This is a genomic window from Rhizobium sp. N324 (assembly GCF_001664485.1).
Classification (GTDB): Bacteria; Pseudomonadota; Alphaproteobacteria; order Rhizobiales; family Rhizobiaceae; genus Rhizobium.
The window spans coordinates 1,283,247-1,308,596 of the sequence record NZ_CP013630.1; the positions used below are offsets into that span (position 1 = coordinate 1,283,247).

General features: G+C 62.3%; 23 protein-coding genes and 1 pseudogene. 12 read left to right on the forward strand and 12 right to left on the reverse strand.

What is annotated here, in order from left to right; all coding sequences use genetic code 11:
* Nucleotides 1-141 precede the first annotated feature (141 nt).
* The 4 genes and pseudogenes from AMK05_RS06115 to AMK05_RS06130 all read left to right on the forward strand — a co-directional run bounded on the left by AMK05_RS06115 (nucleotide 142) and on the right by AMK05_RS06130 (nucleotide 4,365).
* Entirely contained in the window at nucleotides 142-384 is a 243-nt protein-coding gene (locus AMK05_RS06115) for a ribbon-helix-helix domain-containing protein (protein WP_064837472.1), read from the forward strand.
* A gap of 50 nt (nucleotides 385-434) precedes the next feature.
* Nucleotides 435-2,359 (forward strand): annotated as a pseudogene (locus AMK05_RS06120) (bifunctional diguanylate cyclase/phosphodiesterase).
* 76 nt (nucleotides 2,360-2,435) lie between these two features.
* Nucleotides 2,436-3,431, forward strand: coding sequence for an NAD(P)H-quinone oxidoreductase (locus tag AMK05_RS06125; RefSeq protein ID WP_064837477.1), 996 nt, complete (start codon nucleotides 2,436-2,438; stop codon nucleotides 3,429-3,431).
* Between the two features lie 160 nt (nucleotides 3,432-3,591).
* Nucleotides 3,592-4,365 carry a class I SAM-dependent methyltransferase gene (locus AMK05_RS06130; protein ID WP_064837479.1) on the forward strand — a complete coding sequence of 258 codons (774 nt, stop codon included), beginning with the start codon at nucleotides 3,592-3,594 and terminating at the stop codon, nucleotides 4,363-4,365.
* Between the two features lie 58 nt (nucleotides 4,366-4,423).
* On the opposite strand, the gene AMK05_RS06135 is transcribed toward AMK05_RS06130, so the two are convergent.
* Nucleotides 4,424-5,851 carry an MFS transporter gene (locus tag AMK05_RS06135; protein ID WP_064837481.1) on the reverse strand — a complete coding sequence of 476 codons (1,428 nt, stop codon included), beginning with the start codon at nucleotides 5,849-5,851 and terminating at the stop codon, nucleotides 4,424-4,426.
* Between the two features lie 102 nt (nucleotides 5,852-5,953).
* Between AMK05_RS06135 and AMK05_RS06140 the strand changes: the two genes are divergently transcribed.
* On the forward strand, nucleotides 5,954-6,577 hold the full coding sequence (locus AMK05_RS06140) for a helix-turn-helix transcriptional regulator (RefSeq protein WP_064837483.1): 624 nt from the start codon (nucleotides 5,954-5,956) through the stop codon (nucleotides 6,575-6,577).
* Nucleotides 6,578-6,605: 28 nt separating this feature from the next.
* Here the strand turns inward: AMK05_RS06140 and AMK05_RS06145 are convergent, their stop codons facing one another.
* Entirely contained in the window at nucleotides 6,606-7,817 is a 1,212-nt protein-coding gene (locus AMK05_RS06145; RefSeq protein ID WP_064837485.1) for an MFS transporter, read from the reverse strand.
* A 706-nt stretch (nucleotides 7,818-8,523) separates the two neighbouring features.
* On the opposite strand from AMK05_RS06145, the gene AMK05_RS06155 reads away from it, so the two are divergent.
* Nucleotides 8,524-9,531, forward strand: a complete 1,008-nt coding sequence (locus AMK05_RS06155; protein ID WP_064837487.1) for an asparaginase — start codon at nucleotides 8,524-8,526, stop codon at nucleotides 9,529-9,531.
* Here AMK05_RS06155 and AMK05_RS06160 read toward each other — a convergent pair whose 3' ends face one another.
* Entirely contained in the window at nucleotides 9,532-10,287 is a 756-nt protein-coding gene (locus AMK05_RS06160) for a DeoR/GlpR family DNA-binding transcription regulator (RefSeq protein ID WP_064837489.1), read from the reverse strand. It lies immediately after the preceding gene.
* Nucleotides 10,288-10,427: 140 nt separating this feature from the next.
* Between AMK05_RS06160 and AMK05_RS06165 the strand changes: the two genes are divergently transcribed.
* The gene (locus tag AMK05_RS06165; RefSeq protein ID WP_064837491.1) at nucleotides 10,428-10,784 is read left to right on the forward strand and encodes a hypothetical protein; all 357 of its coding nucleotides are present in this window, start codon (nucleotides 10,428-10,430) and stop codon (nucleotides 10,782-10,784) included.
* Nucleotides 10,785-11,214: 430 nt separating this feature from the next.
* The gene (locus AMK05_RS06170; protein WP_064837494.1) at nucleotides 11,215-11,835 is read left to right on the forward strand and encodes a glutathione S-transferase family protein; all 621 of its coding nucleotides are present in this window, start codon (nucleotides 11,215-11,217) and stop codon (nucleotides 11,833-11,835) included.
* 45 nt (nucleotides 11,836-11,880) lie between these two features.
* Here AMK05_RS06170 and AMK05_RS06175 read toward each other — a convergent pair whose 3' ends face one another.
* From AMK05_RS06175 to AMK05_RS06190, 4 genes are all read right to left on the reverse strand, one after another.
* Nucleotides 11,881-12,288: a type II toxin-antitoxin system VapC family toxin gene (locus AMK05_RS06175; RefSeq protein WP_049734513.1), complete on the reverse strand. Its 408-nt coding sequence runs from the start codon at nucleotides 12,286-12,288 to the stop codon at nucleotides 11,881-11,883.
* Nucleotides 12,288-12,542 (reverse strand): type II toxin-antitoxin system Phd/YefM family antitoxin, encoded by a 255-nt coding sequence (locus AMK05_RS06180; RefSeq protein ID WP_049734512.1) that lies wholly within the window; start codon nucleotides 12,540-12,542, stop codon nucleotides 12,288-12,290. Before AMK05_RS06180 ends, AMK05_RS06175 begins: the two co-directional genes overlap by 1 nt.
* 83 nt (nucleotides 12,543-12,625) lie before the next feature.
* The gene (locus tag AMK05_RS06185; RefSeq protein WP_064841293.1) at nucleotides 12,626-13,276 is read right to left on the reverse strand and encodes a glutathione S-transferase family protein; all 651 of its coding nucleotides are present in this window, start codon (nucleotides 13,274-13,276) and stop codon (nucleotides 12,626-12,628) included.
* 162 nt (nucleotides 13,277-13,438) lie between these two features.
* Entirely contained in the window at nucleotides 13,439-14,416 is a 978-nt protein-coding gene (locus AMK05_RS06190; protein ID WP_064841294.1) for a phosphodiester glycosidase family protein, read from the reverse strand.
* 149 nt (nucleotides 14,417-14,565) lie between these two features.
* Between AMK05_RS06190 and AMK05_RS06195 the strand changes: the two genes are divergently transcribed.
* Nucleotides 14,566-15,036: a GNAT family N-acetyltransferase gene (locus AMK05_RS06195; protein ID WP_064837496.1), complete on the forward strand. Its 471-nt coding sequence runs from the start codon at nucleotides 14,566-14,568 to the stop codon at nucleotides 15,034-15,036.
* Between the two features lie 77 nt (nucleotides 15,037-15,113).
* Here AMK05_RS06195 and AMK05_RS06200 read toward each other — a convergent pair whose 3' ends face one another.
* Entirely contained in the window at nucleotides 15,114-15,308 is a 195-nt protein-coding gene (locus AMK05_RS06200) for a hypothetical protein (RefSeq protein WP_064837498.1), read from the reverse strand.
* A 112-nt stretch (nucleotides 15,309-15,420) separates the two neighbouring features.
* On the opposite strand from AMK05_RS06200, the gene AMK05_RS06205 reads away from it, so the two are divergent.
* Nucleotides 15,421-16,317 (forward strand): LysR substrate-binding domain-containing protein, encoded by an 897-nt coding sequence (locus AMK05_RS06205; protein ID WP_064837500.1) that lies wholly within the window; start codon nucleotides 15,421-15,423, stop codon nucleotides 16,315-16,317.
* 104 nt (nucleotides 16,318-16,421) lie between these two features.
* Here the strand turns inward: AMK05_RS06205 and AMK05_RS06210 are convergent, their stop codons facing one another.
* Entirely contained in the window at nucleotides 16,422-17,087 is a 666-nt protein-coding gene (locus AMK05_RS06210; protein WP_064837502.1) for a glutathione S-transferase family protein, read from the reverse strand.
* Nucleotides 17,088-17,187: 100 nt separating this feature from the next.
* Nucleotides 17,188-18,555 (reverse strand): TIGR03808 family TAT-translocated repetitive protein, encoded by a 1,368-nt coding sequence (locus AMK05_RS06215; RefSeq protein WP_064837504.1) that lies wholly within the window; start codon nucleotides 18,553-18,555, stop codon nucleotides 17,188-17,190.
* A gap of 244 nt (nucleotides 18,556-18,799) precedes the next feature.
* Between AMK05_RS06215 and AMK05_RS06220 the strand changes: the two genes are divergently transcribed.
* The gene (locus AMK05_RS06220) at nucleotides 18,800-21,097 is read left to right on the forward strand and encodes a sensor domain-containing protein (protein ID WP_064837506.1); all 2,298 of its coding nucleotides are present in this window, start codon (nucleotides 18,800-18,802) and stop codon (nucleotides 21,095-21,097) included.
* A gap of 35 nt (nucleotides 21,098-21,132) precedes the next feature.
* On the opposite strand, the gene AMK05_RS06225 is transcribed toward AMK05_RS06220, so the two are convergent.
* Entirely contained in the window at nucleotides 21,133-21,855 is a 723-nt protein-coding gene (locus AMK05_RS06225; protein WP_064837508.1) for a helix-turn-helix transcriptional regulator, read from the reverse strand.
* A 536-nt stretch (nucleotides 21,856-22,391) separates the two neighbouring features.
* Between AMK05_RS06225 and AMK05_RS06230 the strand changes: the two genes are divergently transcribed.
* Nucleotides 22,392-24,260, forward strand: coding sequence for a diguanylate cyclase (locus tag AMK05_RS06230; RefSeq protein ID WP_064837510.1), 1,869 nt, complete (start codon nucleotides 22,392-22,394; stop codon nucleotides 24,258-24,260).
* A gap of 46 nt (nucleotides 24,261-24,306) precedes the next feature.
* Here the strand turns inward: AMK05_RS06230 and AMK05_RS06235 are convergent, their stop codons facing one another.
* Nucleotides 24,307-25,278, reverse strand: coding sequence for a glycerophosphodiester phosphodiesterase family protein (locus AMK05_RS06235; protein ID WP_064837513.1), 972 nt, complete (start codon nucleotides 25,276-25,278; stop codon nucleotides 24,307-24,309).
* Nucleotides 25,279-25,350 lie beyond the last annotated feature (72 nt).

Genomic DNA, 25,350 nt, shown 5'->3' on the forward strand with positions numbered 1-25,350 from the left:
TTGACAAGGAGATGACAGGGGATTAGACTTAAGGGGTATGGACCGATCGCCAAAAGCGGGTGGTCCTGTGCGCGATCGCCGCGAATGGTCATGCGTCCCCCAAAGGCAGGGTTCTGCCTGAATAAAAAAGGGAGGAAGTTCATGCCGATGGTCACCGTTTCCATCTCTCCGCAACAGGCAGCGGGCATCCGTGCCGCCGTCGACAATGGCGGTTACGCCTCGAGCAGCGAGGTCGTCCGCGAGGCGCTCCGCCTCTGGGATAGCGCCCGCAAGCTCGGTGAAATCAAGGCCGATCTCCTCGATGACGAGAGCGTTGCCTCCGGCGGCAGATGCGTCGCCGACATGTTCGCCGATCACGAGGCGCAGCGCCGTCGCTCTGCCTGAACAAGCGCCTGATTGCATTGGAGATTTCAATAAACGCGGAGCGCGTGCCGATGGCCCGCGGCTTTCACAAAACTTTCACATTGGCGAAAGGGTTCATTGATCCTTCCCCGGCATCTTCCTGACTTAAAAGACAAGTCACAGTGGAGATCGGCCCGCGATGAAGACCGGCACATCCCTGGCTGCCGCCGTCGAGCCCGGCGTTCTGCGCCGCTACGCCAGCGATCAGCTCGTCACCCTTGCCAAACTCGTGGTCGAAAACGCCTTCCAGCCGATCGTCGAGGCCGGCACCGGCACGGTGTTCGGTTACGAGTCCCTGATGCGCGGCCAGGATCGCATCGGCTACCACACGCCGGCCGAGATCCTCGACGAGGCCCATCAGGCCGGCCAGCTGCTGCAGCTCGAACAGATGGTCGCCAGCCGCGCGCTCGCCAAGTTCGCCACGCTGTCGAATTTTTCCACCTCGACGCTGTTCCTTAATCTCGATGTCCGGCTGATCCCGGATGGCGAGCGGCTGGTCGAGACCCTGCTGCAGCATCTGAGGACCGGGAATATCCCGCCGTCTTCGATCTGTTTCGAATTTTCAGAACGCTTCGACAATACCAGCGTACCGGAATTCTCAGCCCTGGTGTCGAAGCTGCGCAAGGCCGGTTTCAAGCTGGCGATCGACGATTTCGGCGTCGGTCACGGCGAAATGAAACTGCTGTGCGATCATGCCGTGGATTATCTGAAGATCGACCGCCATTTCGTTGCCGAGATCGACCGCAGTCCGCGCAAGCGTCATCTTTTGAAGAGCATCGTCAACATCGCCCATGTGCTCGGCACTCGCGTCATCGCCGAGGGCATCGAGACCGATGCCGAATTCATCGCCTGCCGCGAATATGGTGTCGACCTCGTCCAGGGCTGGTTCATCTCGCGGCCGACGACGCACATGTCGGAGCTGGCGCCGTCCTTCCCACATCTGCAGGAGCTCGGGAAAAGCAAGCGCGCCAGCCAGTCGCTCGACGAGATCCTCATCCGCAAGCAGATCGAGCTGCTGCCGGCGGTCTACGAAAACGACAGCATCGACAGCGTCTTCGAGCTTTTCCGCCGCAATCCGCGCCAGGCCTTTTTTCCCGTGCTCAACGCCAATAGCGAGCCGCGCGGTATCATCCACGAGCAGCACCTCAAGGAATATATCTACCAGCCCTTCGGCCGCGATCTGCTGAAGAACAAGATGTATGAGCGCAGCATCTCGCATTTCGTCGAGATGGCGCCGATCGTCGGCCTCGACAGCGATGCCGAACATCTGATGGCGATCTTCGCCAATATGGAAGGCAGCAACTGCCTGATCCTGACCGACAATATGCGCTATGCCGGCGTCGTCTCCGCCGCCTCGCTGATCAAGGTCATCAACGAGAAGCAGCTGAAAACAGCCCAGGACCAGAACCCGCTGACCGGCCTGCCGGGCAATCGCGCCATCCGCGATTTCATGCGCCAGTCCGGCCGCGACGGCGATGAGGTCCGCCATTTCTGCTATTGCGACTTCGACAATTTCAAGCCGTTCAACGATGCCTACGGCTTCCATCTCGGCGACCACGCGATCTCGTTGTTTGCCGCGCTGATGCGCCGATATTTCTTCGCCGAACGGCATTTTCTCGGCCATGTCGGCGGCGATGATTTCTTCATCGGCGTCGTCGGCTGGACGCAGGAGGAGTTGACCGAGATTCTCGACCGGCTGATCAGCGATTTCCACGACGATGTGCTCGATCTTTATTCCGATGAGCACCGCGCCGCCGGCCGCATCCTCGGCCATGATCGCAGCGGCGCCGAAGCGCTGTTCCCGCTGATGCGCTGCTCGATCGGCGTCACCGAATTGCCGGAAGGTCTCGTCATCGACGATATCAACCGCGTCAGCGCCGAGATCGCCGTCATCAAGTCGGCCGCCAAGGAGAGCGAGGAGGGTCTCGTCTTTCACTTGCTGGGCGAGGCGAATTGACGCCCTTGCCACAACAAGCCTTCCCAAGCCCGCGGGGCTGACTTATTTCCTGGTTCCGATCAGGGAGGGTCGCGCCATGTCACTGCCGCAGGAAATGCGTTTCGTCGATCTCAAGTCCTTTGGCGCCCCGGAGGTGATGACGATCGGCAGACGCCCGCTGCCGTTGCCGGGTGAGGGGCAGGTTCTGGTGCGCGCCGAGGCGATCGGCGTCAACCGTCCCGACGTCGCCCAGCGCCAGGGCAGCTATCCCGCGCCCAAGGATGCGAGCCCTATCCTTGGCCTGGAGCTGTCAGGCGAAATCGTTGCGATTGGCCCTGGCGTCAGCGGCTACGGCGTCGGCGACAAGGTCTGCGGGCTGGCCAACGGGGGTGCCTATGCCGAATATTGCCTGCTGCCGGCAGGCCAGATCCTGCCCTTTCCCAAGGGTTATGACGCGGTGAAGACCGCGGCCCTTCCCGAAACCTTTTTCACTGTCTGGGCCAATCTTTTCCAGATGGCCGGGCTGACCGAAGGCGAGACAGTGCTGATCCACGGCGGCACCAGCGGCATCGGCACGACGGCGATCCAACTCGCCCGCGCCTTCGGCGCCGAGGTCTATACGACGGCGGGCTCGAGCGAGAAATGCGAGGCCTGCGAAAGGCTCGGCGCCAAACGCGCGATCAATTACCGGAGCGAGGATTTCGCCGAGGTGATCAAGGCTGAAACCGGTCAGGGCGTCGATATCATCCTCGACATGATCGGTGCGGCCTATTTCGAGCGCAACCTCGCCTCGCTTGGAAAAGACGGTTGCCTGTCGATCATCGCCTTTCTCGGCGGTGCCGTTGCCGAAAAGGTCAATCTGTCGCCGATCATGGTCAAACGCCTGACGGTCACCGGCTCCACCATGCGCCCGCGCACGGCAGAGGAAAAACGCGCCATTCGCGACGACCTGCTCTCCGAGGTCTGGCCGCTTCTGGAAGCCGGCACGGTCGCCCCGGTCATCCACAAGGTCTTTGCCTTCGAAGAGGTCGTCGCGGCGCACCGGCTGATGGAGGATGGCAGCCATATCGGCAAGATCATGCTCACCGTATGAGGTCAGCTTCGGACCAGCATTCGGGCGCAAGGTGAAGCTGATCCTGGACGCTTTTGAGTCTTCGGGTCGTTGAATAGTCATCTGAACGAAACCCGGCCCCGAAATTGCGCATATTGATGTGGCGTTGCCTGCGCGTTGTACGGTCCCTACGAGGAATACAATGGCCCTATTCCACGCCTGCCCCATCTGCCGCAGCAGAATTCCGCATTTCGTACCGCTTCCGCGCTACTACATCGACAAGGCGGGCGAGCACGGCTTTCCCTACCAGGTCGATGAATTCGAGACGATCAACCATCAGGCCTATAGCTGCCCCAATTGTCATTCGACCGATCGCGACAGGCTCTTCGCGCTGTTCCTGACGCCGGTGTTCCAGCGCCTCGACCAGGCACAGGCCGTCCGCTTCCTGGACATTGCACCGGGCCGGGCCTTGACCTTCTGGCTCAAGACCCACCCACATGTCTTCTACCGCAGCTGCGACATGTATTTGCCCGAGGCAGACGACAAGGCTGATATCCACAACCTGCCCTACGCAGACGAGAGCTTCGACTTCGTGCTTTGCTCCCATGTGCTCGAACATGTCGAGGATCCGGTGCGTGCCACCGCCGAAATCCGGCGTGTTCTCAAGCAGGACAGCGTCGCCATCCTGATGGCGCCGATCTGCCTGTCGATCGAGGACACCCATGAAGATCCCAACGTGACGACGCCGGAAGGCCGCTGGGCGCATTTCGGCCAGGACGACCATGTGCGTCTCTTCTCAAAGTCCGGGTTCATCGATGTGATCCAGCGCGCCGGTTTGGCGGTCCAGCAAATTCCAGTCACCGATTTCCTGACGCCCGATGTCTGCGATACCTATGGCATCGGCCGCCGCTCCGTGCTCTATCTCGGCGTGAAGCAGCAGGCCGTCCGGCAGGAGCCCGAACGCAACGTCGCCTGAGGGCCGGGCTAGACTCTACGTTCAAGCGTGAAAGGCGCCCCGAACCGAGGCGCCTTTTCTAATTTCGGCTCTCTCTCAGCGTCAGCGATACGCCGACCGCGAGAAGGCCGGGCAGCGCCATTAGCAGATAGAGCCAGTGGGCCGCCGAGATGCTGCCGGCAGCGCCGCCCGGATCGACGAGGCCGGCGCCATTGGCGATGACGCCGGCAAAGGCCGCGCCGAAAGCGCCGCCGAGCGAGCTCATCGTCGGGATTGCCGCCGAAGCCTTGTCCTGTTCGTTGCCGGCGACGAGTTTCAACACCATGGCGACGAGATGCGCCCAGCCGAGCCCGACGCCGAAGCCCATCATGAACATGCCGACTGCCGCCGGCACGATGAAGAGCATATGCGCCTGCGGATTGTCGCGCGCGAGAAAGATCGCCAGCGAAAGGGTGGCCGCCGCCTCGATCAGCGCACCGGCAACGATCGCCGCCTGCGCGCGGCGGCCGCTCAGCGAGCCGCTGAGGAAGGCCGAAAACGTCCAGCCGAGAGCGACGAGTGCCACCAGATAACCGGCGACAAGCGGCGCCACCCCATGCAGCACCTGCAGGAAATAGGGAATGAAGACGTCGCTGACGAGCACGACGGTCATCGCCAGCATTGTCAGGTAGACGCGCGCAATCGGCCGGGAAAGGCTGACCGCGCCGGAGGGCAGCAGCCGGTTCGGGCTTCGGCCCTCGATGACAAGCATGCCGCCGACCGCAGCGATCGAGGCCGCGATCAAAGCGATTTTCGCGGCGGTCGTCTCGGTCGTGCCGGCGGTGCTGACCATCAGCACGGCGCCGAGCAGCAGCCCGATCTGGGCTATCGGCGTTTTCGCCTGTTCGCGATCGTCTTCGACCTCGGGCAAGAACCGCGGCGCCAATACTGCCATCGCCAGGCCGAGCGGCACCAGCACGATGAAGGCGTAGCGCCAGTTGCTGCCGGCGGAGAAGAAGCCGCCAAGCGTCGGCCCGATGACGGTCGCCACACCCCAGATCGCCGCATAGAGCGTCGATGCCTTCGTCCATAGCGGCTCGGGATAAACGAAGCGGATGAAGGCATAACCAAGCGCGGCAAGCGCCCCGGTGCCGAGACCCTGCACCGCGCGTCCGACCAGCACGACCGGCATCGACGGCGCGGCTGCGGCAATCAGGCTGCCGACGCCGAAGACCAGCGCCGCGATCACATAGACGCCGCGAAGCCCGACACCCCGTGGCCGCATGGCGACGAAAATCGAGCCGAGCACGGCGGCGGCGACGAACAGGCTGGTGACCCAGGAAAACAGCGCGAGCCCGCCGATGTCGCGCACGATCGAAGGCGCGATCGTCGCCATGATGTAAGTCTCGACCGCATAAAGCGTCACGCCGCCGGCAAGGATCAATGTGGCCGGCAGATGCTCGGGCAGGAAGAGGCGGAGGAGGGAACTGGCGCTGGGAACGGTTGCAGTCTGGTCGATATCCGACATGGGACGATCTCGATGTTTTTGCTGGCGAAGGATTATTTTCCAAGTTATAAATTGGAAAATTACATGCCGCTCTCATTAAAACAAGATATCGCTTGGAAAAATATGCGCCAGTCGCCCGCCAACCGCATCCTGATCCTGATAAAGACCGACGGCCCGCAGCTCGGTTCGGCGATCGGCGATGCGCTCGGCATTTCGGGCGAGGCCGCCCGCCAGCAGCTCGCCAAGCTGGCGGAGCAGGGGCTGGTGGAGCCGGTCACCGTCGGGACCACGGGCAGGGGCCGGCCGCGTCAGCTCTGGCATCTCACTGCCGCGGGCAATCGACAATTCCCGGACGGCCACGCCGAACTGACGGCAAACCTGCTCGTCACGCTCACCGAACAGCTCGGACCCGCAGCCCTTGATACCGTCATCTCCGCCCGCGAGGCCGAGACGCTGCAGCGTTATCGGCAGGAACTGGAAAATGCCGGTGACCTTGCCGCGCGTGTCGAAAGCCTTGCCGCCATCCGCACCCGCGAGGGCTATATGGCCGATCACTGGCGCGAACTGGACGGATCGTTCATGCTGGTCGAAAACCACTGCCCGATCTGCGCAGCCGCTTCTGCCTGCGCCGGCTTCTGCCGCTCCGAACTCGAAACCTTCCGCACCGCCCTCGGCGCCGAGGTCGAGCGCAGCGAACACATCCTCTTGGGCGCAAGGCGTTGCGCCTATCGCATCACGCCGCGTTGAGGCCGAGCACACGCAGGCAACTCGCGCTTCAGGCCGGCTGCCGCGCCTGCCGTCTGCTGCTTTCGAGATAGAGCAGGACTCCGATCGACACCAAGCCAGCAGCGGCGCCGACGAAGGCGGTGCCGGAATAGTCGCTGATCGATGTGCCGAAGGCGAAAAGCCCGGCGGCGATGCCGGTGCCGATGAAGGTGTTGAGCGAGATCAGCGAGGTTCCGAGCCCCGGCCGGTCTGCGATCAGGTCCTGCAGATAGGTGATCGGCACGCTGAGGATCGCCGCCGCCCCGCAGGCGTTGAGGAGGAGCAGCGCATAGATGTGCCAGGGTGCCGAGGCAAATCCGAGCAGCAGCAGATAGCCGCAATAGATCAGCGCGCCGAAGGCCAGCACATGCACGGTGCGGAACCGCCGCTGCGCCATGCCCCACATCACCATGAACGGCATTTCGAGAAAGGCCGTCAGCCCGGCGATGAAGCCGACATCGACCACGCTTCCATCGGCCGCATGGGTGATGATCAGCGGCAGGAGCATGCTGTTCAACCGCTGCAGCCCGAACAGCAGCGCCATGACGATGACACGGACCAAGACATACGGCATGAAGATGCGCTTCAGCGACGCCAGGAACCCGGGCTGATCGGGGGAGGGACCGGCCGTGCCGTTTCCGGGCGCGAAGAAGAAATACAGGCAGAAACAGGTGCAGCTTGCCAGGGCCGCAATCCCGTAGGCCGGCGTCATCGACGGCGAATTGACGAGGTAGAGGCCGATCATCCCCGGCGCCAGCGCCCAGGAGCCGGAAAACAGCGCCCGCACCGTTGCGGTGATCCCCGCCGCCTGGCCGCGATCCATCTGGTTGGTCCTGGCGCGCAGGCTGGCAAACAGCAGCGAGTAGGTGGAGTTGCTCATCGGCACCAGCAACAGCGTCGAGACGATGAAGACGGCAGGGCTGTGAAAGATCGCGATCGACCCGAAGCCGAGCATGCCGGCGACCGAAAGCCCCAGCACCAGCGGCCGCCGCTCTTTCAGCCTGTCGGACCAGATGCCGAGCGTCAGGCTGGTGGTGACGTTGACGATCGCCGAGAAGAAGATCAGCGCCGAATAGGTGCCGTTGCTCAAGCCCAGTTCGTTGATCCCGATGATCGACTGATAGGGCGCGGTCGAGGCATAGGTAAAGGCGAGCGCGACGAGCGTCACGGCCGGAATGCGGATCCGCTTATCGCGCAGGATCAAGGAAAAGGTGGATGACATGGGGCGGTTCCTGATGCACCACCTGTAGTCGCATCTGACACATCAGAGAAACAATAGTTTTCGATCGATTCGGTCAATTCCTGTGATGGATGTTTGCTTCAGATTTGCGCTGTCAAACTGGAGAGCCAGAAGTCGATTTGCCCGAAGGGAAGAACGTTTCCCAGGAAACCGACCAGAACTGAGGCAATTGACATCAAGGCCAACCCCAGAAGTGCTCCAAGGATGATTCCAACGCTTGTCCTTTTGGGCCAGCGCGCCAACCAGCACGCCAGGCTGAGAGAGGCGACCGTGAAAAATACCCACAATATGAACTCTGAAATGGATAGGCCTGATTGCAAAACGATTCCTGCGAATGCGAACTGGGTTGCAGGATATCGTCTGAAGGCATCCAACTTCAAGGCCGGTCTGATCGCGGCAGGGGACGCAACTAATCTCCCATTACGCCATCTGTCGCGGTACTTGCTCCAGAAGCCCACCCCACCCTCCGTCCTCCTCGGGCTTGACCCGAGGATCCACGCCGTCTCCATCAACTGCGACCATGGTCCCAGGCTCAAGGCCTGGGATGACGGAGACTGGCGGTGTGTTTCCGCCAAACCCGCCGTCCGCGCATGCCGTTGCGACACTCCGGCAAAGCCTAAACCCCGTTGGCTTTCGCGCCCTGACACGCTATGCCTGCCGCATCCCGCCAGCACCAGGATGAGAGCCCATGACCAATCCCGTCACCGTTGAAGTTACCCGTGGCCTGCTCGTCGAAAGCCGCCATCGTGGCGCGGTGGCGGTCGTCGACGGCGACGGCAAGCTCGGTTTCTCGCTCGGCGACATCGATGCCGCCGTTTTCCCGCGTTCGGCCTGCAAGGCGATGCAGACGCTGCCGCTGATCGAAAGCGGTGCGGCCGACGCCTATGCTTTCGGCGATAAGGAGCTGGCGCTCGCCTGCGCTTCGCACAATGGCGAGGACGAGCATGTGGCGCTTGCGGCCTCCATGCTGGCGCGGGCCGGCCGCAATGGCGAAGCGCTGGAATGCGGCGCCCATTGGTCGATGAACCAGAAAGTCCTGATCCACCAGGCCCGCACGCTCGATGCGCCGACCGCGCTGCACAACAATTGCTCGGGAAAACATGCCGGCTTCATCTGCGCCTGCTGCCACCAGGATATCGATCCGAAAGGCTATGTCGGCTATCAGCACCCGCTGCAGGTCGAGATCCGCGCAACGATGGAAAGCCAGACCGGCGCCGTGCTCGGCGCCGAGAGCTGTGGCACCGACGGCTGCTCGATCCCTACCTATGCCGTGCCGCTCAGGAGCCTTGCCCACGGTTTTGCCAAAATGGCGACCGGCGTCGGTCTGGAGCCCTTGCGCGCCAAGGCATCCCGCCGGCTGATCGAGGCCTGCATGGCCGAACCCTTCTATGTCGCCGGCTCCGGCCGCGCCTGCACGAAACTGATGCAGATCGCTCCCGGCCGCATCTTCGTCAAAACCGGCGCCGAGGGCGTCTTCTGCGCCGCGATCCCGGAAAAGGGCATCGCCATCGCGCTGAAATGCGAGGATGGCGCCACCCGCGCCGCCGAAGTCATGGTCGCCGCCACACTCGCCCGCTTCTTCGAGACCGAAGACGAGGTGCATGCCGCCCTGATGGCTTTTGCCGCAACCTCCATGCGCAATTGGAACGGCATCCATGTCGGCGATGTCAGGGTCACCTCGGCTTTGAGTGAGTGATCACGCCGCGGCGATCGCGACGTTGAGATCACGATAGGGTTTCAGCCGTTCTGCCGGCATCTCCGCCGGCACGATCATCCCGGCGACTTCGGAAATCGCCAGTACCGGGCAGGGCGAGACGAGATCGAACTTCTCCTGCGTCAGCAGCACATGCGTTTCGGCCGAACAGCGGGCGATATGCCGCTTGATCGCCGCCTCCTCGAAATCGCCGGTGGAAAGCCCATGCACCGGATGGGCGGCGGTGACGCCGAGGAAAAACAGGTCGGGGCGCAACTGCGAGATCGCCGCTGCCGCCGCTGCCCCCGTCGCCACCATCGAATGTTTGTAGAGCCGCCCGCCGGTCAGGATCACCTCGGCCGTTGGGTGGTGCTCAAGTTCGGCGGCGATCGTCGGGCTGTGGGTCGCAACCGTCAGGGGCATGTCGCGCGGCAGGTGCCGGGCGATCTCCGCCGTCGTCGTGCCGCCGTCGAGAAAGATCATCTGTCCCGGCTTGATCATCGCGGCCGCAGCAGCCCCCAGCCGTGCCTTGATCTCTGAGGAGACGCTGCGACGTGCGGTGAAATCGGGCAGATCGGGAGAAAGCGGCATCGCGCCGCCATGCACGCGTTTCAACAGCCCCTCCGCCGCCATCTCCCGCAAGTCGCGGCGGATCGTGTCTTCCGAAAGGGAAAAATTCTCGGCGACGCGCTTGGCGATCACCTGGCCATCACGGCGCAATATGTCGAGGATAAGGGTTTTGCGTTGGGACGTCAGCATGGGCTCTCTGCACGATATTAGACGTAATGGCCCGATATTGCACGAATTGACTCGACATTCAAGAAATATCGTGCATTTTCACGAAATCCCGTGCATGAAGCCGGGAGTGCTCCCGTAGAAGCGGAGCGAAGGAGTGGATCATGTTGATATTGATTGCCGGCCCTTACAGGTCGGGAACCGGCGACGACCCGGAAAAGATGGCCGCCAACCTGAAGCGGCTGGAACAGCCCTCGCACGCGCTGTTTGCGGCCGGCCACGTGCCGATGATCGGCGAATGGGTGGCCCTGCCGATCTGGCACGCCGCCGGCGGCAAATCGGTGGGCGATGCGCTTTACGAAGAGATTTTCCACCCGGTCGCCGGCCGGCTGCTGCAGCTCTGCGAGGGCGTGCTGCGCTTGGCCGGCGATTCCAAGGGCGCCGACAATGACGTGCGCATCGCCAGGGAGCGCGGCATTCCGGTCTGGCACCGGCTGGAGGATGTGCCGGGCTGCGGTTGAAGGGCGAGTTCGTGCCAGAAGGCAGCCCCTCACTCTAACCCTCTCCCCGTAAAACGGGGAGAGGGGACGTGCCTAGAGCATGATGCCGAAAAGTGTGAGCGGTTTTCGGACGACATCATGCTCTAACTCTTTATTTTAGAACAGGATTCAGATTTTAGGCCAACCGGGCCTAAAATCATCCTGTTCTAGCGAGAGGTCGGCGAAGGACGGAGAGGTTGCGGCATATCCCTTCGCCCCGTTTACGGGGGTCCGAAGGACGGGTCGAGACCCGTGGCGACCCCGGTCGGTGGCGGCAGCCGGATGAGGGGCGGCCGCACGGCACCGATCATTGCTCCTCGTCCGCGCCCGACGCAGAGACTAAACCCAATCTCCCCAGTTCCGGCGCACCCGTCCCTGCGCTATACCAGCGGCCGAAAGGGAGTGGACCACCATGCTGACATTGTACTACGCGCCGGGAACCTGCGCGCTCGCAAGCCTTATTGCTCTTGAGGAATCAGGCCTGCCCTTCGAAACGAGAAAGCTCAGCTTCGCCAATGGCGAACAGCGCTCGCCGGATTATTTGAAAATCAACCCGAAGGGCCGCGTGCCCGCACTGGTCACCGATCGCGGCGTGCTGACGGAAACGCCGGCGATCCTCGGTTTTATCGCGGAAAGCGCGCCGGCCGCCAAACTGGCGCCGCTCGGCGATGCCTTCGAAATGGCGCGGCTGCAGTCCTTCAGCAGCTATCTCTGCTCGACCGTGCATGTGAACCATGCCCATCGCCCGCGCGGCTCCCGCTGGTCCGACGATCCGGCGGTGATCGAGGCGATGAAGGCCAAGGTGCCGCAAAACATGGCGGATTGCTTCACCCTGATCGAAGAGACGATGTTCAAGGGGCCTTGGGTGATGGGCGAGGCCTATTCGCTCGCCGATCCCTATCTCTTCGTCATGACCGACTGGCTGCCCTCCGACGGCGTCGATCCCGCCCGCTTCGTAGAGGTGAGCGACCACCATGCCCGCATGCTGCAGCGCCCCGCCGTCCAGCGGGCGCTGGCCTATGATCGGGGCTGATAGGCGGGCATACCCGGTGCGGTTTGGGCGTAGGGGCTGCGGAGTTCATGCCGGTATCTCCCAAGGATCGATCACCGATGCGCCGGTGTCGTTGAAATCGCCGACATTGCGGGTGACGACGATCAGATCATGGACGATCGCGGTCGCTGCGATCAGCCCGTCGATATCGCCGCGTGGCCGGATCGCGGCGATGCGGCCCCATTCCACGGCGATCTGATCGGTCACCGGCAGGATGCGGGCGCCATGGTCGTGGCGCAGCTTGCGTAGCCACTCGGCGAGGTGGGCGGCGGCCTTCGGGTCCGACCTCTGTTTGAGAGCAATGCCGCGCATGATCTCGCCAAGGGTCAAGGCGCTCAGATGAATGCTCAGCGGATCGACGGAGCGCAACCACGAAACCGCCTGCGGCGTGCCGCGTCGCGCCTCCGAAACGATATTGGTATCGACCAGATACATCAGAAGGTCACGTTGCGGCTTGGCGTCGCAACGCGCGCTTCGACCGCATCGGCAAGCTCGTCGTCCCAGGTGGGGCCGCCGAGCAGGTCGTCGACCAGCGATGGCCGGCCGGCGCGCAGGGCGTCATAGTCGCGGGCGGACAGCACGACAGCCGTCCGCTCGCCGCGGAGCGTCACCACCTGCGGTCCTTCATCTCGCGCCTTCTGCACGACTTTCGAAAACTTGTTCTTGGCCTCCTGCAGCTGCCATTCCATCTTTCGCTCCTAGCTAGACTGTCTAGATATGTAGGTGGAGAAGCGGGATGGGTCAATGGGACCATGCTCGCAACAAACCTTTGTCAGCCGGCCGACGCGGCGGTGAACACCGCCAGCTGCGCGGCGAAGGCACGTTTGTAGGCCGGCCGCGCCTCGCCGCGGGCGACATAGGCGGCAAGGTTCGGATATTCCTCCAACAGTCCCGATGCTTGCGCCCTGAGCAGCACCGTTACCATCAGCAAGTCGCCAGCGCTGAACGCGCCATCGAGCCAGTCGGCATCGCCAAGGCGAGCGGAAAGGCTGTCCAGCCGTTTGCGAATGCTGTCTTCAAGGGCACGCAGGCGCTGCTCGTACCAGGGTTCGTCGCGCTCGAGGATGGTGGCGAGGCTGCGCTCGAAGATCGGCGGCTCCACCGTGTTCAGCGCCGCAAACATCCACGTGACAGCGCGCGCCCGGGCATTCGCATCCGCAGGCAGCAGGCCCGCATGGCGCTCGGCGATATGAAACACGATCGCGCCGGACTCGAACAGAGTAAGATCGCCGTCTTCATAGGTCGGAATCTGCCCGAAAGGATGAAGGGTGAGATGCGCGGGTTCCTTCATCGCCTTGAACGAAACGAGACGAACCTCATAAGGCTGACCCACTTCCTCGAGCGCCCAGCGAACACGCATGTCGCGCGCCAGACCCCGGCCGCGATCGGGCGAGCGTGCAAAGGCGGTAATGGTAATCGTCATCGCTTCCTCCATCTCATTTTATCCTTGGATCGATGCCGATCCAGGGAGTTATGCCATGGCTTGAAGACGGCTGGCGAAACGCGATTCCGACATCGATGCTTGCGATAATATGCAGCGCGGCAAGCCACGCGACTTCGTTTCCGCGGATGTCACGAGGCCCACTCACTTCCGCTCGACCGTCAGCACCATCGGCATGGCCCAGTTGGCCTCGGAAATAGGCCAGCGGAGCAGGTTGACACTGTCGTCGTCCACCTGGGCCTCCCATCTTGCATAGAATTTTTGCTGATAGCCATTCAGCCGAACACTCCGGCAGGCGATAGGACCGCCGTCGAGGTTGAGCGCGACCTTGAGATCGAGCGGCGAGGTCTTCAGAAACTCTGCCAGCCGGTCGAGCGAAAAGAATGCTTCCTTTGTCGTGCCGATGACGATACGCCCCAGCGCGTCCTTGGCGACAAAGGTACGGTTGGCGAGCCAGCGGCTTTTCACGTTCACATGGGTTTGCCCGTCATCGCCGATGAGCAGGGGATAGGAGACCATGGCGTTCGACGCGCCGGCAAAGGCGGCCTGCCAGTCTTGACGCGTGAGATCACGGATGTCGGCAGCGTCTTGATCGGCAACGAAGGCGCCGGCCCTGGCATCATATTGCTGGGGACCCATCACAACGCCCTCGCTGATGAATGGCGTGTCGGGCCTGCCGTGCATGTCGTAATAGCTGCCGTTGACGATGAGCACCGCCTTGGGCAAAGCCTTTTCCCATTCGTCGATGCCGGTATCGCCCGCAGCGGCATTGCGGGTGACGAAGCGAAAGCGGGCCGGGTCGATTCTGCTGAGAAAAATGCGGTCGACTTCGCGGCCATCGGCAAGAACCGGCAGTTCCGCCACCTCGAAACCCGCCTCCGGCTCCTGCCAGGTCAGCGGCCCGGGCTGAACCGCTGGGATCACCGTGTTCAACGCCAATCGCATGGAGGCGGAAAGGCGCTCGTCATCAGGTTTCATAGTGGCCCAATAGGTCCCGCCGCGCCGCAAGACAGTGTTGAAACCGTAAGCACCCGCGACCTGCCAGAGCCAGCCGGCACCGACGACAATCGCGACCGTTAAAATTGCGATGAGTCCGAATAGAATCTTTCGAATTGCCGACACTGAAATCTCTTTGCTCAAATGGGTCGATTTGCGACGCCGGGTTGACGTGACATTGCGCGAATGCAAGTGCCAAGTGCGGTTTTTCTACGGCCGACCCGCAAACACCTTCATTCGCCAAAGCCGACACATATCGAACCCCCGAGAAAAACATGATCGTCGAACTGACTGCTGATGATTTTGCCATCTTGCTGAAAGGCTTCGCCCCCCGAAATCTGCGGCTAGTTCCCGATAGCGCCATCGCGCCGCCTGAGGTTCTGGAGATGCTGGCGGGGATCGCCGCACAGATCGGCGCGGAATTTACCCCCTCCGCCTGGATGATTGTCGAGGAGGACGAGATCGTCGGACTATGCTCCATCATCCGCGCGCCTGAGGACGGCGAAATCCACATCGGCTATGGGATTGCACCGAGCCGCGAGCGGCGTGGATACGTCACCCGCGCAATCGCGGAACTGCTCGAATGGGCGCGGAAGGATCCGCGCGTGTCACGCATTTCGGCCGATACCGGCGTGGAAAACATCGCCTCTCAGCGTGTCCTTGCGCGCAACGGCTTCATCCGAACAGGAGAGCGCATCGATCCGGAAGACGGTTCGGTGATTTGCTGGCAGGCATCGATCGACTGAGACAAGTCGCCCAGAGAACGCGTCGCGTCAACGAGTGATGCGACGCGCTTTAAGGCCGGCTGAAACGGCGGGTACCGTCACGCGCATTTCGCCAGCGGCGGTTTGGCCTTGGTGGGAAGGCCGGTGTCGGTTCCGAGCGGCAGATCGGCAATTTCCCGCATCGACATGCGCTCGACTTCGGGATGCCGCAGCGGATCGTCCTTCCAGGTCGGGGCGGTGTCGGCGTCGCTCATGGCAAGGGTAGGCTTCAAGAAAAACTTCAGCAACGACATGGCATGTCTCGCTTTCTCCAGCGGTGCGGGTTCGTCACCGCAGGCTGTAATGTCTGCTCTGCCAAGCGAATTTTCAATTGAGATTAACAGGGCGCTGCTATAGAAAAACTATATGAGGAACCTGAACACGATCCATCTCAACGGCCTCAGGGCGCTCGACGCCGTCGGCCGCCTCGGCTCGCTGCAGGCCGCCGCCGACGAACTCGGCGTTTCGGTCGGCGCCGTCAGCCAGCAGGTGATCAAGGCCGAAGCGCAGCTGGGGCAGGTGATCTTCGAGCGCACTGCCCGCGGCATGATCGCCACCGAAGCCGGCCGGCCGGTGCTTCATGCGCTCGACGAGGGTTTCGCCCGACTTTCGGCGGCCGTGTCGATCGCCAGCCGCAAGGACGATACGATCCTGACCATCTCGGTGGCGCCGGTTTTTGCCGCCCGCTGGCTCGTCTGCCGGCTCGACCGTTTCGCCGAGCGCCATCCCGAGATCAAGCTGCGGCTCGATGCGACGACCAATCTCGTCAGCCCGGCGCTCTGTGACGTCGATATCGGCATCCGCGTCGGCACCGGCAAATGGCCTGACGTGAAGGCCGAACTGCTCTTGGAGCAGGAGGTCTTCCCGGTCTGCTCGCCCGAGATGGCGGCGCAATTGAAGGAACCCGCCGATATCCTGGCGCTGCCCGCCGTCGTCGACGGCCGCGCCATGTTCGGCTGGGAGGTCTGGATGCGCGAGGCGGGGCTGTCAGGTACGATACCTACGACCCGCCACGTCTTCAACGACGCCTCGCTTTGCCTCGATGCGGCGATCGCCGGGCAGGGCGTGATGCTCGCCTGGCAGACGCTTGCCGCTTTTGCGCTTGCCGAAGGCCGGCTCGTCGCCCCCTTCGGCATTCGCGCGCCGACCGGCTTCGGCCATTATTTCATCACCGCCGAGGGGGCGCGCGAGCCGAAGAAGGTCAAGGATTTCAAAATGTGGATCCGCGAGGAAATGGACGGCACGCTCGCCTTGTTCCGCTAAAGCATGTCGCGCAAAAGTGTGCAGCGGTTTTGCGAGGCAAAGCGCGAAGCGCTTTTGCCGCAACGACATGCAAAAACAAAAGCTAAAGCGCGGCGTGCTCTAGATCAGACCTCGATCGGCTCTTTGCCGCGTGTCTCCTGCATTCTCTTGTAGGCGGCGCGGGACTGGCAGCGCTCGATCCAGGCCTTGACGTTGGGATGGGCATCGAACAGCGCATCCTCGCTCTGGGCGTAGCGCAGCACCTCGGCGATGTTGATGTCGGCGACGGTGAAGCGGTCGCCGACGATCCACTGCCGGCCGGCAAGCTGGCTTTCAAGAGCGGCCAGCGGCCGGCGCAGCGCTTGGCAGGCGGCGGCGATCGTCTGCTTGCCCTCTTCGCTGTTTTCGAGGCCGTTGTCATAGGTCAGCACGATCCTGACCGAATGCGGCTCGACCTGCGAGGCGGCCCAGACAGTCCACATCGTCAGCAATCCGTCTTCTTCGACGGTTTGTCCGGCAACCGGCCCACCATGTTTGCGGGCGAGGTAGAGATTGATCGCCAGCGATTCGTGCATGACGAGCTCGCCGTCCCGGATGCTGGGGATTTGCGCCATCGGGTTGACGGCCGTGAAATCGGGCGATTGCGTGTTGAGCGGCGCGCTCCCGGACAAAGGTTCCGCCAGCCGCCTGGCCTGCAGCACCGGCACCGACTGGAACTCGAGCCCGAGCTCCTCCGCCATCCAATAGACGCGTGACGCCCGCGATCGATAGACTCCGTAGATTGTCAGCATGATGATCTCCCCTCGGTATGTCGAGGTGAGACACTAGATGCGTGAGCACTCCCGGAAAAGTCTATGCCGCTGATGGGACGATGAAAGCTTTTGATGCTCTTCAGGAGCTGCGGTTTCGCTCGACTGTCAGCTGCTTGTAGGACGCGCCGCCGCCGGCCATCTCGGCCGACGCTTTCTTTTCCCATTGGAAGCCGAGAACCGCCCCTTCCGCGGTTTCCTGAAAGACGTTGTCGGTGATGACGGCAGTGCCGGCGCCATCGGCGACCGAGACGGCGCATCCGACAGGCGCCTTGCGCACCACATTGGCTGTCACAATCACGTTGCGGAGATAAGGGCCCCAGCCGATCTGCATGCCCCAGCGCGGCGCGCCCTCAATCACATTGCCCGAGATCAGCGTATCGGCCTCTGCCGCAATGCCGATGCCGAAGCCGACCTCGTGCTTGTATGGGCCCTTCAGCGTCAAGTTGCGCACGACGTTGCCGGTGACGCTCGCCAGCCTGCCGCCCTCATCGAAATTGGCGATCGAGATGCCGTTTGCCGCCCCGTCGATCATATTGGCGGAAACGACCGCCCCTTCGAAGGCGAATTCGACATAGATCGCCGTCTCGCCGGATTGCCGGCACTGGTTGCTGCTGATCTGGATGTCCGAGGCCGAATTGGCGCGGATCGCGGTAAAGGCGCAGTCGGAGATGTGGTTGTTCACCACCATCACGCCATCGGCGCGGAAAATGTTGATGCCGTTGCCGTTCTGGCCGGTGCCGCCGTCATTGGCGTGGATGTTGGAGATGCGGTTGCCTGAGACAACCGTGCCGTCCTCGGCCTTCTTCCAGCGATGCACCAGGATGCCGCCATTGCCGCAATCGGCGATCGTATTGCCGGTGACCGAAAGATTGGCGGAATCGACCGCATAGAGCCCGGCCTCGGCCGCGCCCGAAATGCGGCTGCGCTCGATCCGCCCGCCGCAGCGTTCCAGATGCAGTCCGTGTTTGCGGCTGCCGCCGATCTCGCAATTGTCGATCAGCACCTCGTCGACGCCGGTAAATTGGACGAGCCCGCCGGCATAATCGCCGAGCCAGCGATTGCCGCCGTCGATGACGAGGTTGGAAAGCTCGATGCGCCGCACATTTGCCGCCGCCAGCAGGTGGCCTTCGCCGGTATAGACGAGCCGCGAGGCGCCCGGAACGCCTGTTATGCGGGTATTGTCTGGCAGGTTGAGATTGGAGATCCGGTAGGTGCCGGGCGGCAGGAAGACCGGCACGTTCTCGCGCGCCGCCTGTTCGATCATCTGCTGCAGGTTGCGGGTCTTACGGTCCCCGCTTTCGGGAATGGCGCGATATTCCACCGCGTCGATTGCGCCGCGCAGATCCGGCTGCCCGGCAGCCGCAAGCGGTGCGGCAAGCGCGCGCGCTGAGCCTCCCGCAACCGCCGCGGCGGCGAGTAGGAAAAGCATGTCGCGGCGTGAAGGCATTCCGGATTCACAACTCATAACGCGCCTGTAGCACGAAACATGCCAGACGGGCCTGTCCCTTTCTGGCACAGGCGGCCGGAATTGCGGTTGTGCCCCCGGCCAAGGGCAGGATATCGCCGCCGATTTTGTCGTCTTGTTCACTCTTTCATTTAAGCAAGCCGAAGGGAATGAGGACTACTTTTAAGGGAAATTTACGGGGTGATTATGCGGGATGAGGCCTTCGGCCTCCGGGGAGAATGGCGGCATGCAGGAACCGAGTGCCAGGCGATGGGAATCGACCGATGCCCTGTCGGCCGAAACGCGGCGCATCGTCGCCGCGACGGAAGCGATGATGGCCTCGACCGCCCATCATCTTTCCGACGGCATCGAGAACCTGCGCCTGAAGGCGATCGTCCACGAGCTTCCGGATTTCCTCTACGTCAAGGATCGCGACAGCCGCTTCGTCTTCGCCAACGCCGTCACCGCCAGCAGCCTCGGCCTGGAGAGCGCTGACCTGATCACCGGCAAGCGTGATTTCGACCTGTTCGATTTCGAGACGGCTCGCCGCCATTTCGATATCGAGCAGCAGATCATGGCAACGGGGCAAGCCTGCATCGACATGGAGGAAAGCTACGTCCTGCCCGGCGGCAAAAGGCCGATATGCCGGCTGACCTCGAAGATCCCGCTGCGCAACGATCGCGGCGAGATCGTCGGCCTGATCGGCGTTTCCCGCGATATCACCGAACGCAAGCGCCAGGAGGATCTCCATCGCGAGCAGGCGAACCTGCTCGAAATGATCGCCCGCAACGAGCCGCTGCCGATGATCCTCGAGGCGCTAGTGCTGATGATCGAGGCGCAACTGACCGGCATCGACGGATCGGTGCTGTTGCTGAACGGCGAGGGCACCAGGCTCTATCACGGTGCCGCTCCCAATCTGCCCGGCGGTTACAGCCGGCTGATCGACGGCGTCACCATCGGTCCCAAGGTCGGCTCCTGCGGCACCGCCGCCTGGCGCGGCCAGGCTGTCATCGTCGAGGACGTGATGAGCGACCCGCTGTGGGAGGATTTCCGCGCGCTGGTCGCCCCGTTCGGCTTCCGCTCCTGCTGGTCGACGCCGATCGCCACCTCGCAGAACAATGTGCTCGGCACCTTCGCCCTCTATTCCAGGGAAGTCCGCCGTCCCACCGAGCACGAGATGAAGCTGGTGGCGCTCGCCACGCACATCGCCGGCATCGCCATCGAGCGTAAGCGTGTCGACGACCGCATCCACTTCATGGCCCATCACGACGATCTCACCGGCCTGCCGAACCGCGCCTTCCTGAAGGAGCGGCTGGCCAATATCCTCGACCAGGCCCGGCGCCACACCCGCAAGGTCACCGTCGCCTATATCGATCTCGATAATTTCAAGGACATCAACGACGGCCGCGGCCACGCCGCCGGCGACGAGGTGTTGAAGGAAACCGCCGCCCGCATGGCCAACAGCGTCCGGGCTTCGGATATGGTGGTGCGTCTCGGCGGCGACGAATTCCTCGTGGTGCTCGTTCACCAGTCGAGCCACGACGCCGGCATCACGCGCCGCCTGCGCGAGCTGCAGAAGGCGATCAACCGACCGATCCCGAGCGATGGCGGCGAGATCACCGTCACGTCGAGCATCGGTGTTGCCGCCTTTCCCTTCGACGGCGCGACCTCGGAAGAGCTTCTCGCCAATGCCGACCGCGCCATGTACCGCGCCAAGGAACTCGGCCGCAACACGCTGCAGCATCACGATGGCGGCGGCACGCCTGTGGGAATGCCGCTCGGCGAGCAGGAGGAGCTGCACCAGGCGATCACCGGCGACCAGCTGTTCCTGCAATATCAACCGCAGGTCGATGTCGCCACCGGCCGCATCACCGGCATCGAGGCGCTGGTGCGCTGGAACCATCCGGCCAAGGGCAGGGTGCCGCCGGTCAATTTCATTCCGCTCGCAGAAGAAACTGGCCTCATCGTTCCCCTCGGTCTCTGGGTGCTGAACGAGGCCTGCCGCCAGGCGCGCCACTGGCAGGACATGGGCTTGGCGCCGCTGACCATCGCCGTCAACGTCTCGGCCAAGCAGTTCGCCGATCCGGATTTCGCCAGCCACGTCGCCGAGGCGCTGGAGCGCCACCGCCTGCAGTCGCGCTGGCTGGAGCTTGAGGTCACCGAAAGCGTGGTGATGCAGGATGCCGATCGGGCGCTTGCCATGATGGAATCGCTGCGCGCGCTCGGTGTGCGCCTGTCGATCGACGATTTCGGCTCCGGCTATTCCAGTCTCGCGGCGCTGAAGACCTTCCCCTTCGACCGGCTGAAGATGGACCGTTCGCTGGTCGAGGCCCTGCCGGGCGACAAAACCGCCGTCGCCATCGCCTCAGCGGTGATTTCGCTGGCGCAGACGCTGAAGCTTTCGGTGCTCGCCGAAGGCGTGGAAACCGACGCCCAGATGGATTTCCTGCGTCACGCGCACTGCGAGGAGGCGCAGGGCTACCGCTTCTCCAAGCCGGTCTTCCCCGAGGAGATCCCGGCATTGCTGCGGGCGCGGGATCTCTGAACGTCATTTCACATGCTTGCCGATCGCCGCGCTCTCTAGACTCGAATGATATTGAGCCGTAGAGCGCTGACGACCGCCTGCGTTCTTGTCGTGCATCCGAGCTTCCTGATCGCGCTGCCGATGTGGTTGTTGACCGCATTTTCCGTGAGATCGAGAAGCTGTGCAATTTCGGCGCCCTTCCTGCCGCCGGCGCTCAGCCTGAGGCAGTCGAGTTCGCTCCGCGTAAACTCGATGGGCTTGTGCTTCTCGTTCAATGTCAGCTGCGAGAGCCGGTCGTAGATGAGCGTGGCGATGAACAGCAGCTTTGCCATTTCGATCATGCTGAAGTTGCGTGGTCCCGAAATCGACATGGCGCCGCGCCCGCCTGCCGCGTCGTGAACGGGAAAATAGGCGCCTTTTTCCATGCCATACCGGTGAAACAGCTCGATGACCGTGGATTTCTTGTCGCCTCCACGATTGGTATTGATCGCTTCGACGTCGTAGTTGAACGGGCTGGTCGATCTCAGCATCCGGCGGATGACCGGACTGTCGATCATCAAATTATGGGCGTCATAATAATCCACCATTTCCGCCGGCCAATTGGTGATGATCTTGGTGGCGCCGATTTCGACGCTGTCGACGGTCGGCAGGCTCATGAACAGGAAAGCGTTCATTGCCAGGTCCTGAGTAAGGCCCTTCATATATTTGAACACTTCGTAATGCGTGTTGAAACCTGCGGCGACTTCCTCAATCCGATTGAATTCGGCCTCGAGCTTCATGTCTTTCTCCGATCGGCGGTTCGCATCCGGGCGCTTGGCCGCCGCGGACAAAAATACAAGGCTTGCCCGTCACCGGGAAGGTAAGCTTATGAGACAACTGGGCCTTAACAAATCGTAAAGGCGCCTTTCGGCTCCGGGGCGCAAAAACGGCGAAAAGTCGCCAATCTCGTCTTTGAAAATCGGCCTTGGAAAGACTTGTAGCAAACCGAGGCGTTCGAAAGAGATACTTATATCAATCTGATTTTATTGACGCATTTCTCTTTCGCTCGATTGCTTCGAAGAGGCTGCATTGGTGCATGGCCGGGTTAATGGATACTTAAAGAATTTGCAGGATTTTATCTTCGGATTGCTCGGCCGGCGTAAGCTCCGGGTGGGATCGCGGCAGTCAGGCGCTGAAGGGGCGCAGAAAAGGAATAGCGTGCAGGTTGGTCTCCGATGCCAAGGCCATGATGGCCGCCAATCAGCATTGCTTCAGTCAATCGGATTTCATCGGCGCTTTTTTCATTAAGTAACTGTAAATATTAGAGGAATCTGTTGTGCCTTGGCAAGTCTTGATCGGAAATGTGGCTGCGGTAGCGCTCGTCATTTCGGTGTGGATGCACCTGCATTACAAGTTCTACCGCCTGTCGAGGGTCCAGGCAGAACTTGGCTTCGGCTTGATGATGGGCCTTGGGGCCGTCTTGTCGATGCTGCTGTCCGTCGAGGTCGATAGCGGCTATTATCTCGACCTCCGTTCGACCTTGCTGGCGGTTTCGGCCGTCTACGGTGGTCCGCTGGCGGTTCTGATGACCGCAGTCCTCACCTGCGTCCAGAGGATCTCCATGGGTGGCGCCGGTGTCGAACCGGCATTGATCTCGATCATGCTGGTGTCCGTGTTTGGACTGGCGCTCCACTTTCTGTTCCGCAGGGGCGCGACGGATGTCAGAAAGGCACTTGCCTGTGCGGTCATGGTGGCCACGGTAACCCTGGCGATGAGCATTTTCCATCGGGGCGGCTGGTCGCATATCACCACCGTCAGCCTTGCCGGAATAGGCGTGAAATTCGCCGCGACTTTGGCCGCGGCATGCGTCATCACCTATTTCCATGCCTTTACCCTTGAGCGCGATATCTTGAAGGCCGCACTGACCCAGGCGCCTGATTTCCACTATGTCAAAGACCGCAATAGCCGGTTCGTCGTCACCAACCTCAACGTCGCGCGAAACCATGACCGCACCAAATCTTCGGAGATGGTCGGCCTGACGGATTTCGATCTCTATCCCCGCGAGACGGCGCAAGCATTCTTCGATCGCGAGCAGGAGATCATGGCGAGCGGGGAACCGCTGGTGGATTTCGAGGAGCCTCTTATTGAAGAAGACGGCCGGGAACGTTGGTTCCTGACGTCAAAGATCCCGCTGCGAAACCGCCACGGCGATCTGGTCGGGCTTGCCGGCGTGACCCGCGATATCACCGAGAAAAAACGTCTGGTTCAGGAAGCCCTCGACAGCAAGAATGTGCTTTCCCAGGCGATGACCGAAATGTCCGATGGGCTTGCCATGTTCAATCCCGAGGGCCGGCTGGTGTTTTGCAACGATCAATATCGTGCCGCCTTTCCCCGTTCCGCCCATGCCAGACAACCCGGCGCCGGTATAACCGATATCCTGCAGGCGGTCGTGCGCAGTGGCGAGCGGGTCGATGTGAGCCCGGATGCCGGCGATGACTGGATCGAGATCTCCGCGGCGCAGCTTTTCCTGACCCAGGACAGCGAAATACCGATGTTCGATGGACGCTGGCTCCGGCAGCGCACACGTTTGGCGGCCGATGGCTCCGCCCTGGTGGTGGTTTCGGATATCACCTCGATGAAGCATTCCGAAGAAAGGCTGACGCAACTCGCCCTGAAGATGAAAGGGCTGGCCGACACCGACGCATTGACCGGTATTGCCAATCGAAGAGTGTTCGACGAGGCGATCTCGGAAGAGTTTGCGCGCGCCCGCCGGGCCGAGTCCTCTCTCGGCCTGTTGCTGATCGATGTCGATCACTTCAAGGCGTACAACGATACCTACGGTCACCTCGAAGGAGACAACTGCCTGAGGGTGATCGGCGAGGTTCTCAGGTCGATTACCAAGCGCCCCTCAGACCTCGCAGCGCGATTTGGCGGAGAGGAGTTTGCCATTCTGCTTCCCGGCACGGACAGGGATGGCGCGCTGCGGCTCGCCAGGATGCTGCGCTCGGCGTTGCATCGGCGCGCGATCCCGCACAGCGAAAGCAGCAAGGCGATCGTGACGGTGAGTATCGGTGTGGCCAACATCTCCGATAGATTTGCGACGCCGGCAGAACTGGTCTCGGCCGCGGACCAGGCGCTCTACGCGGCAAAGAAGCACGGCCGCGACCGTGTCGAGGCCGCCGCGCATCAGGCAAGAGCGGCGTAAGCCGAATGCCGCGGCACGCGTCGCCAACTCTGTTTGAGGACCGACCTCATCTGGCAAGCTTGCCGATCGTCTCGATCTCGTTCGTCCATATGCCCGCCGCATAGTTCTCCGGCAGTCGCGCCAACAGCGCGGGATCGTCGATGCCGGTGGAGAAATCGCTGCCGCGATAGGGGCCGAGCACGAAGACCTCGGTTCCGGCATCCTGCATCCGGTTGAGGAAACGGTCCGGCCAGCCCCAGAGCCAGGGCGCGATATTGATCGGCACCAGCATCATCCGCTGTTTGCAGGCTTCGGGCATCAGGCCGGTCCAGCCATAACCGATATAGCCGAAAAGGCAGCCCTTCAGGCTCTGGCGCGAGGCGGTCTTGATATCGGGCACGCGCTGCCGGATGACGTCGATCGGCTCGTCGCCGCCATAAACGATGATGTCTGCCCGTCGGGCGGGTGAAAGTCCGTTGAGCACGGCGGCGAGCTTTTCGCCCTCGGACGGATCGCGGCTCTTGACGTTGATGAGGAAACGCCGATCCGGAAACGTCGAGAGCACCTCGGCCAGCGTCGGCATCATGCCGATGCCGCGGCCGCGGAAGGGAAAGCTCTTGCCGCCGTCAGCGGTATAGCCATAGCCGATGTCGAGGTTCCGCATCTCCGCCATCGAATGCTCTCGGGTGACGCCGTGGCCGTCGGTGCGGCAGTCGAGCGTCCAGTCGTGAAAGACCGCGAATTGCCCGTCTGTCGTCGGGTGCACGTCGATCTCGATAAGATCGGCGCCGGCGGCAAAGCCTGCCTGCATCGAACGGATCGTGTTCTCGAGATAATCATGTTTCGGCGGCAGCATGCGGCTTGCCGTGCAGGTATCGTTCTTCAGATCGGTCTCGTCGAACCGCTGGGCGATGCCGCGATGGGCGAGCAGCACCGGCTTTCCCGGCCGATGCGCGGCAAGCAGACTGCTATTGTTGAGATAGATGCCGGCCGCGGCGATCGCGACCGCCGCCGCGCCATAGAAAAGCTTCCTGCCCATATTGCTCTCCCTGATTGCATCGAAGAATACAACAGCTAGAAAGCGATTCTGGTTGTTCTTGGGCTGTTTTCC

What these genes read in the sequence shown, in the direction of transcription:
- AMK05_RS06115 (WP_064837472.1), top strand. Translation starts at nt 142, where the DNA reads ATGCCGATGGTCACCGTTTCCATCTCTCCGCAACAGGCAGCGGGCATC.
- AMK05_RS06125 (WP_064837477.1), top strand. Translation starts at nt 2,436, where the DNA reads ATGTCACTGCCGCAGGAAATGCGTTTCGTCGATCTCAAGTCCTTTGGC.
- AMK05_RS06130 (WP_064837479.1), top strand. Translation starts at nt 3,592, where the DNA reads ATGGCCCTATTCCACGCCTGCCCCATCTGCCGCAGCAGAATTCCGCAT.
- AMK05_RS06135 (WP_064837481.1), bottom strand. Translation starts at nt 5,851, where the DNA reads ATGTCGGATATCGACCAGACTGCAACCGTTCCCAGCGCCAGTTCCCTC.
- AMK05_RS06140 (WP_064837483.1), top strand. Translation starts at nt 5,954, where the DNA reads ATGCGCCAGTCGCCCGCCAACCGCATCCTGATCCTGATAAAGACCGAC.
- AMK05_RS06145 (WP_064837485.1), bottom strand. Translation starts at nt 7,817, where the DNA reads ATGTCATCCACCTTTTCCTTGATCCTGCGCGATAAGCGGATCCGCATT.
- AMK05_RS06155 (WP_064837487.1), top strand. Translation starts at nt 8,524, where the DNA reads ATGACCAATCCCGTCACCGTTGAAGTTACCCGTGGCCTGCTCGTCGAA.
- AMK05_RS06160 (WP_064837489.1), bottom strand. Translation starts at nt 10,287, where the DNA reads ATGCTGACGTCCCAACGCAAAACCCTTATCCTCGACATATTGCGCCGT.
- AMK05_RS06165 (WP_064837491.1), top strand. Translation starts at nt 10,428, where the DNA reads ATGTTGATATTGATTGCCGGCCCTTACAGGTCGGGAACCGGCGACGAC.
- AMK05_RS06170 (WP_064837494.1), top strand. Translation starts at nt 11,215, where the DNA reads ATGCTGACATTGTACTACGCGCCGGGAACCTGCGCGCTCGCAAGCCTT.
- AMK05_RS06175 (WP_049734513.1), bottom strand. Translation starts at nt 12,288, where the DNA reads ATGTATCTGGTCGATACCAATATCGTTTCGGAGGCGCGACGCGGCACG.
- AMK05_RS06180 (WP_049734512.1), bottom strand. Translation starts at nt 12,542, where the DNA reads ATGGAATGGCAGCTGCAGGAGGCCAAGAACAAGTTTTCGAAAGTCGTG.
- AMK05_RS06185 (WP_064841293.1), bottom strand. Translation starts at nt 13,276, where the DNA reads ATGACGATTACCATTACCGCCTTTGCACGCTCGCCCGATCGCGGCCGG.
- AMK05_RS06195 (WP_064837496.1), top strand. Translation starts at nt 14,566, where the DNA reads ATGATCGTCGAACTGACTGCTGATGATTTTGCCATCTTGCTGAAAGGC.
- AMK05_RS06200 (WP_064837498.1), bottom strand. Translation starts at nt 15,308, where the DNA reads ATGTCGTTGCTGAAGTTTTTCTTGAAGCCTACCCTTGCCATGAGCGAC.
- AMK05_RS06205 (WP_064837500.1), top strand. Translation starts at nt 15,421, where the DNA reads ATGAGGAACCTGAACACGATCCATCTCAACGGCCTCAGGGCGCTCGAC.
- AMK05_RS06210 (WP_064837502.1), bottom strand. Translation starts at nt 17,087, where the DNA reads ATGCTGACAATCTACGGAGTCTATCGATCGCGGGCGTCACGCGTCTAT.
- AMK05_RS06215 (WP_064837504.1), bottom strand. Translation starts at nt 18,555, where the DNA reads ATGCCTTCACGCCGCGACATGCTTTTCCTACTCGCCGCCGCGGCGGTT.
- AMK05_RS06220 (WP_064837506.1), top strand. Translation starts at nt 18,800, where the DNA reads ATGCAGGAACCGAGTGCCAGGCGATGGGAATCGACCGATGCCCTGTCG.
- AMK05_RS06225 (WP_064837508.1), bottom strand. Translation starts at nt 21,855, where the DNA reads ATGAAGCTCGAGGCCGAATTCAATCGGATTGAGGAAGTCGCCGCAGGT.
- AMK05_RS06235 (WP_064837513.1), bottom strand. Translation starts at nt 25,278, where the DNA reads ATGGGCAGGAAGCTTTTCTATGGCGCGGCGGCGGTCGCGATCGCCGCG.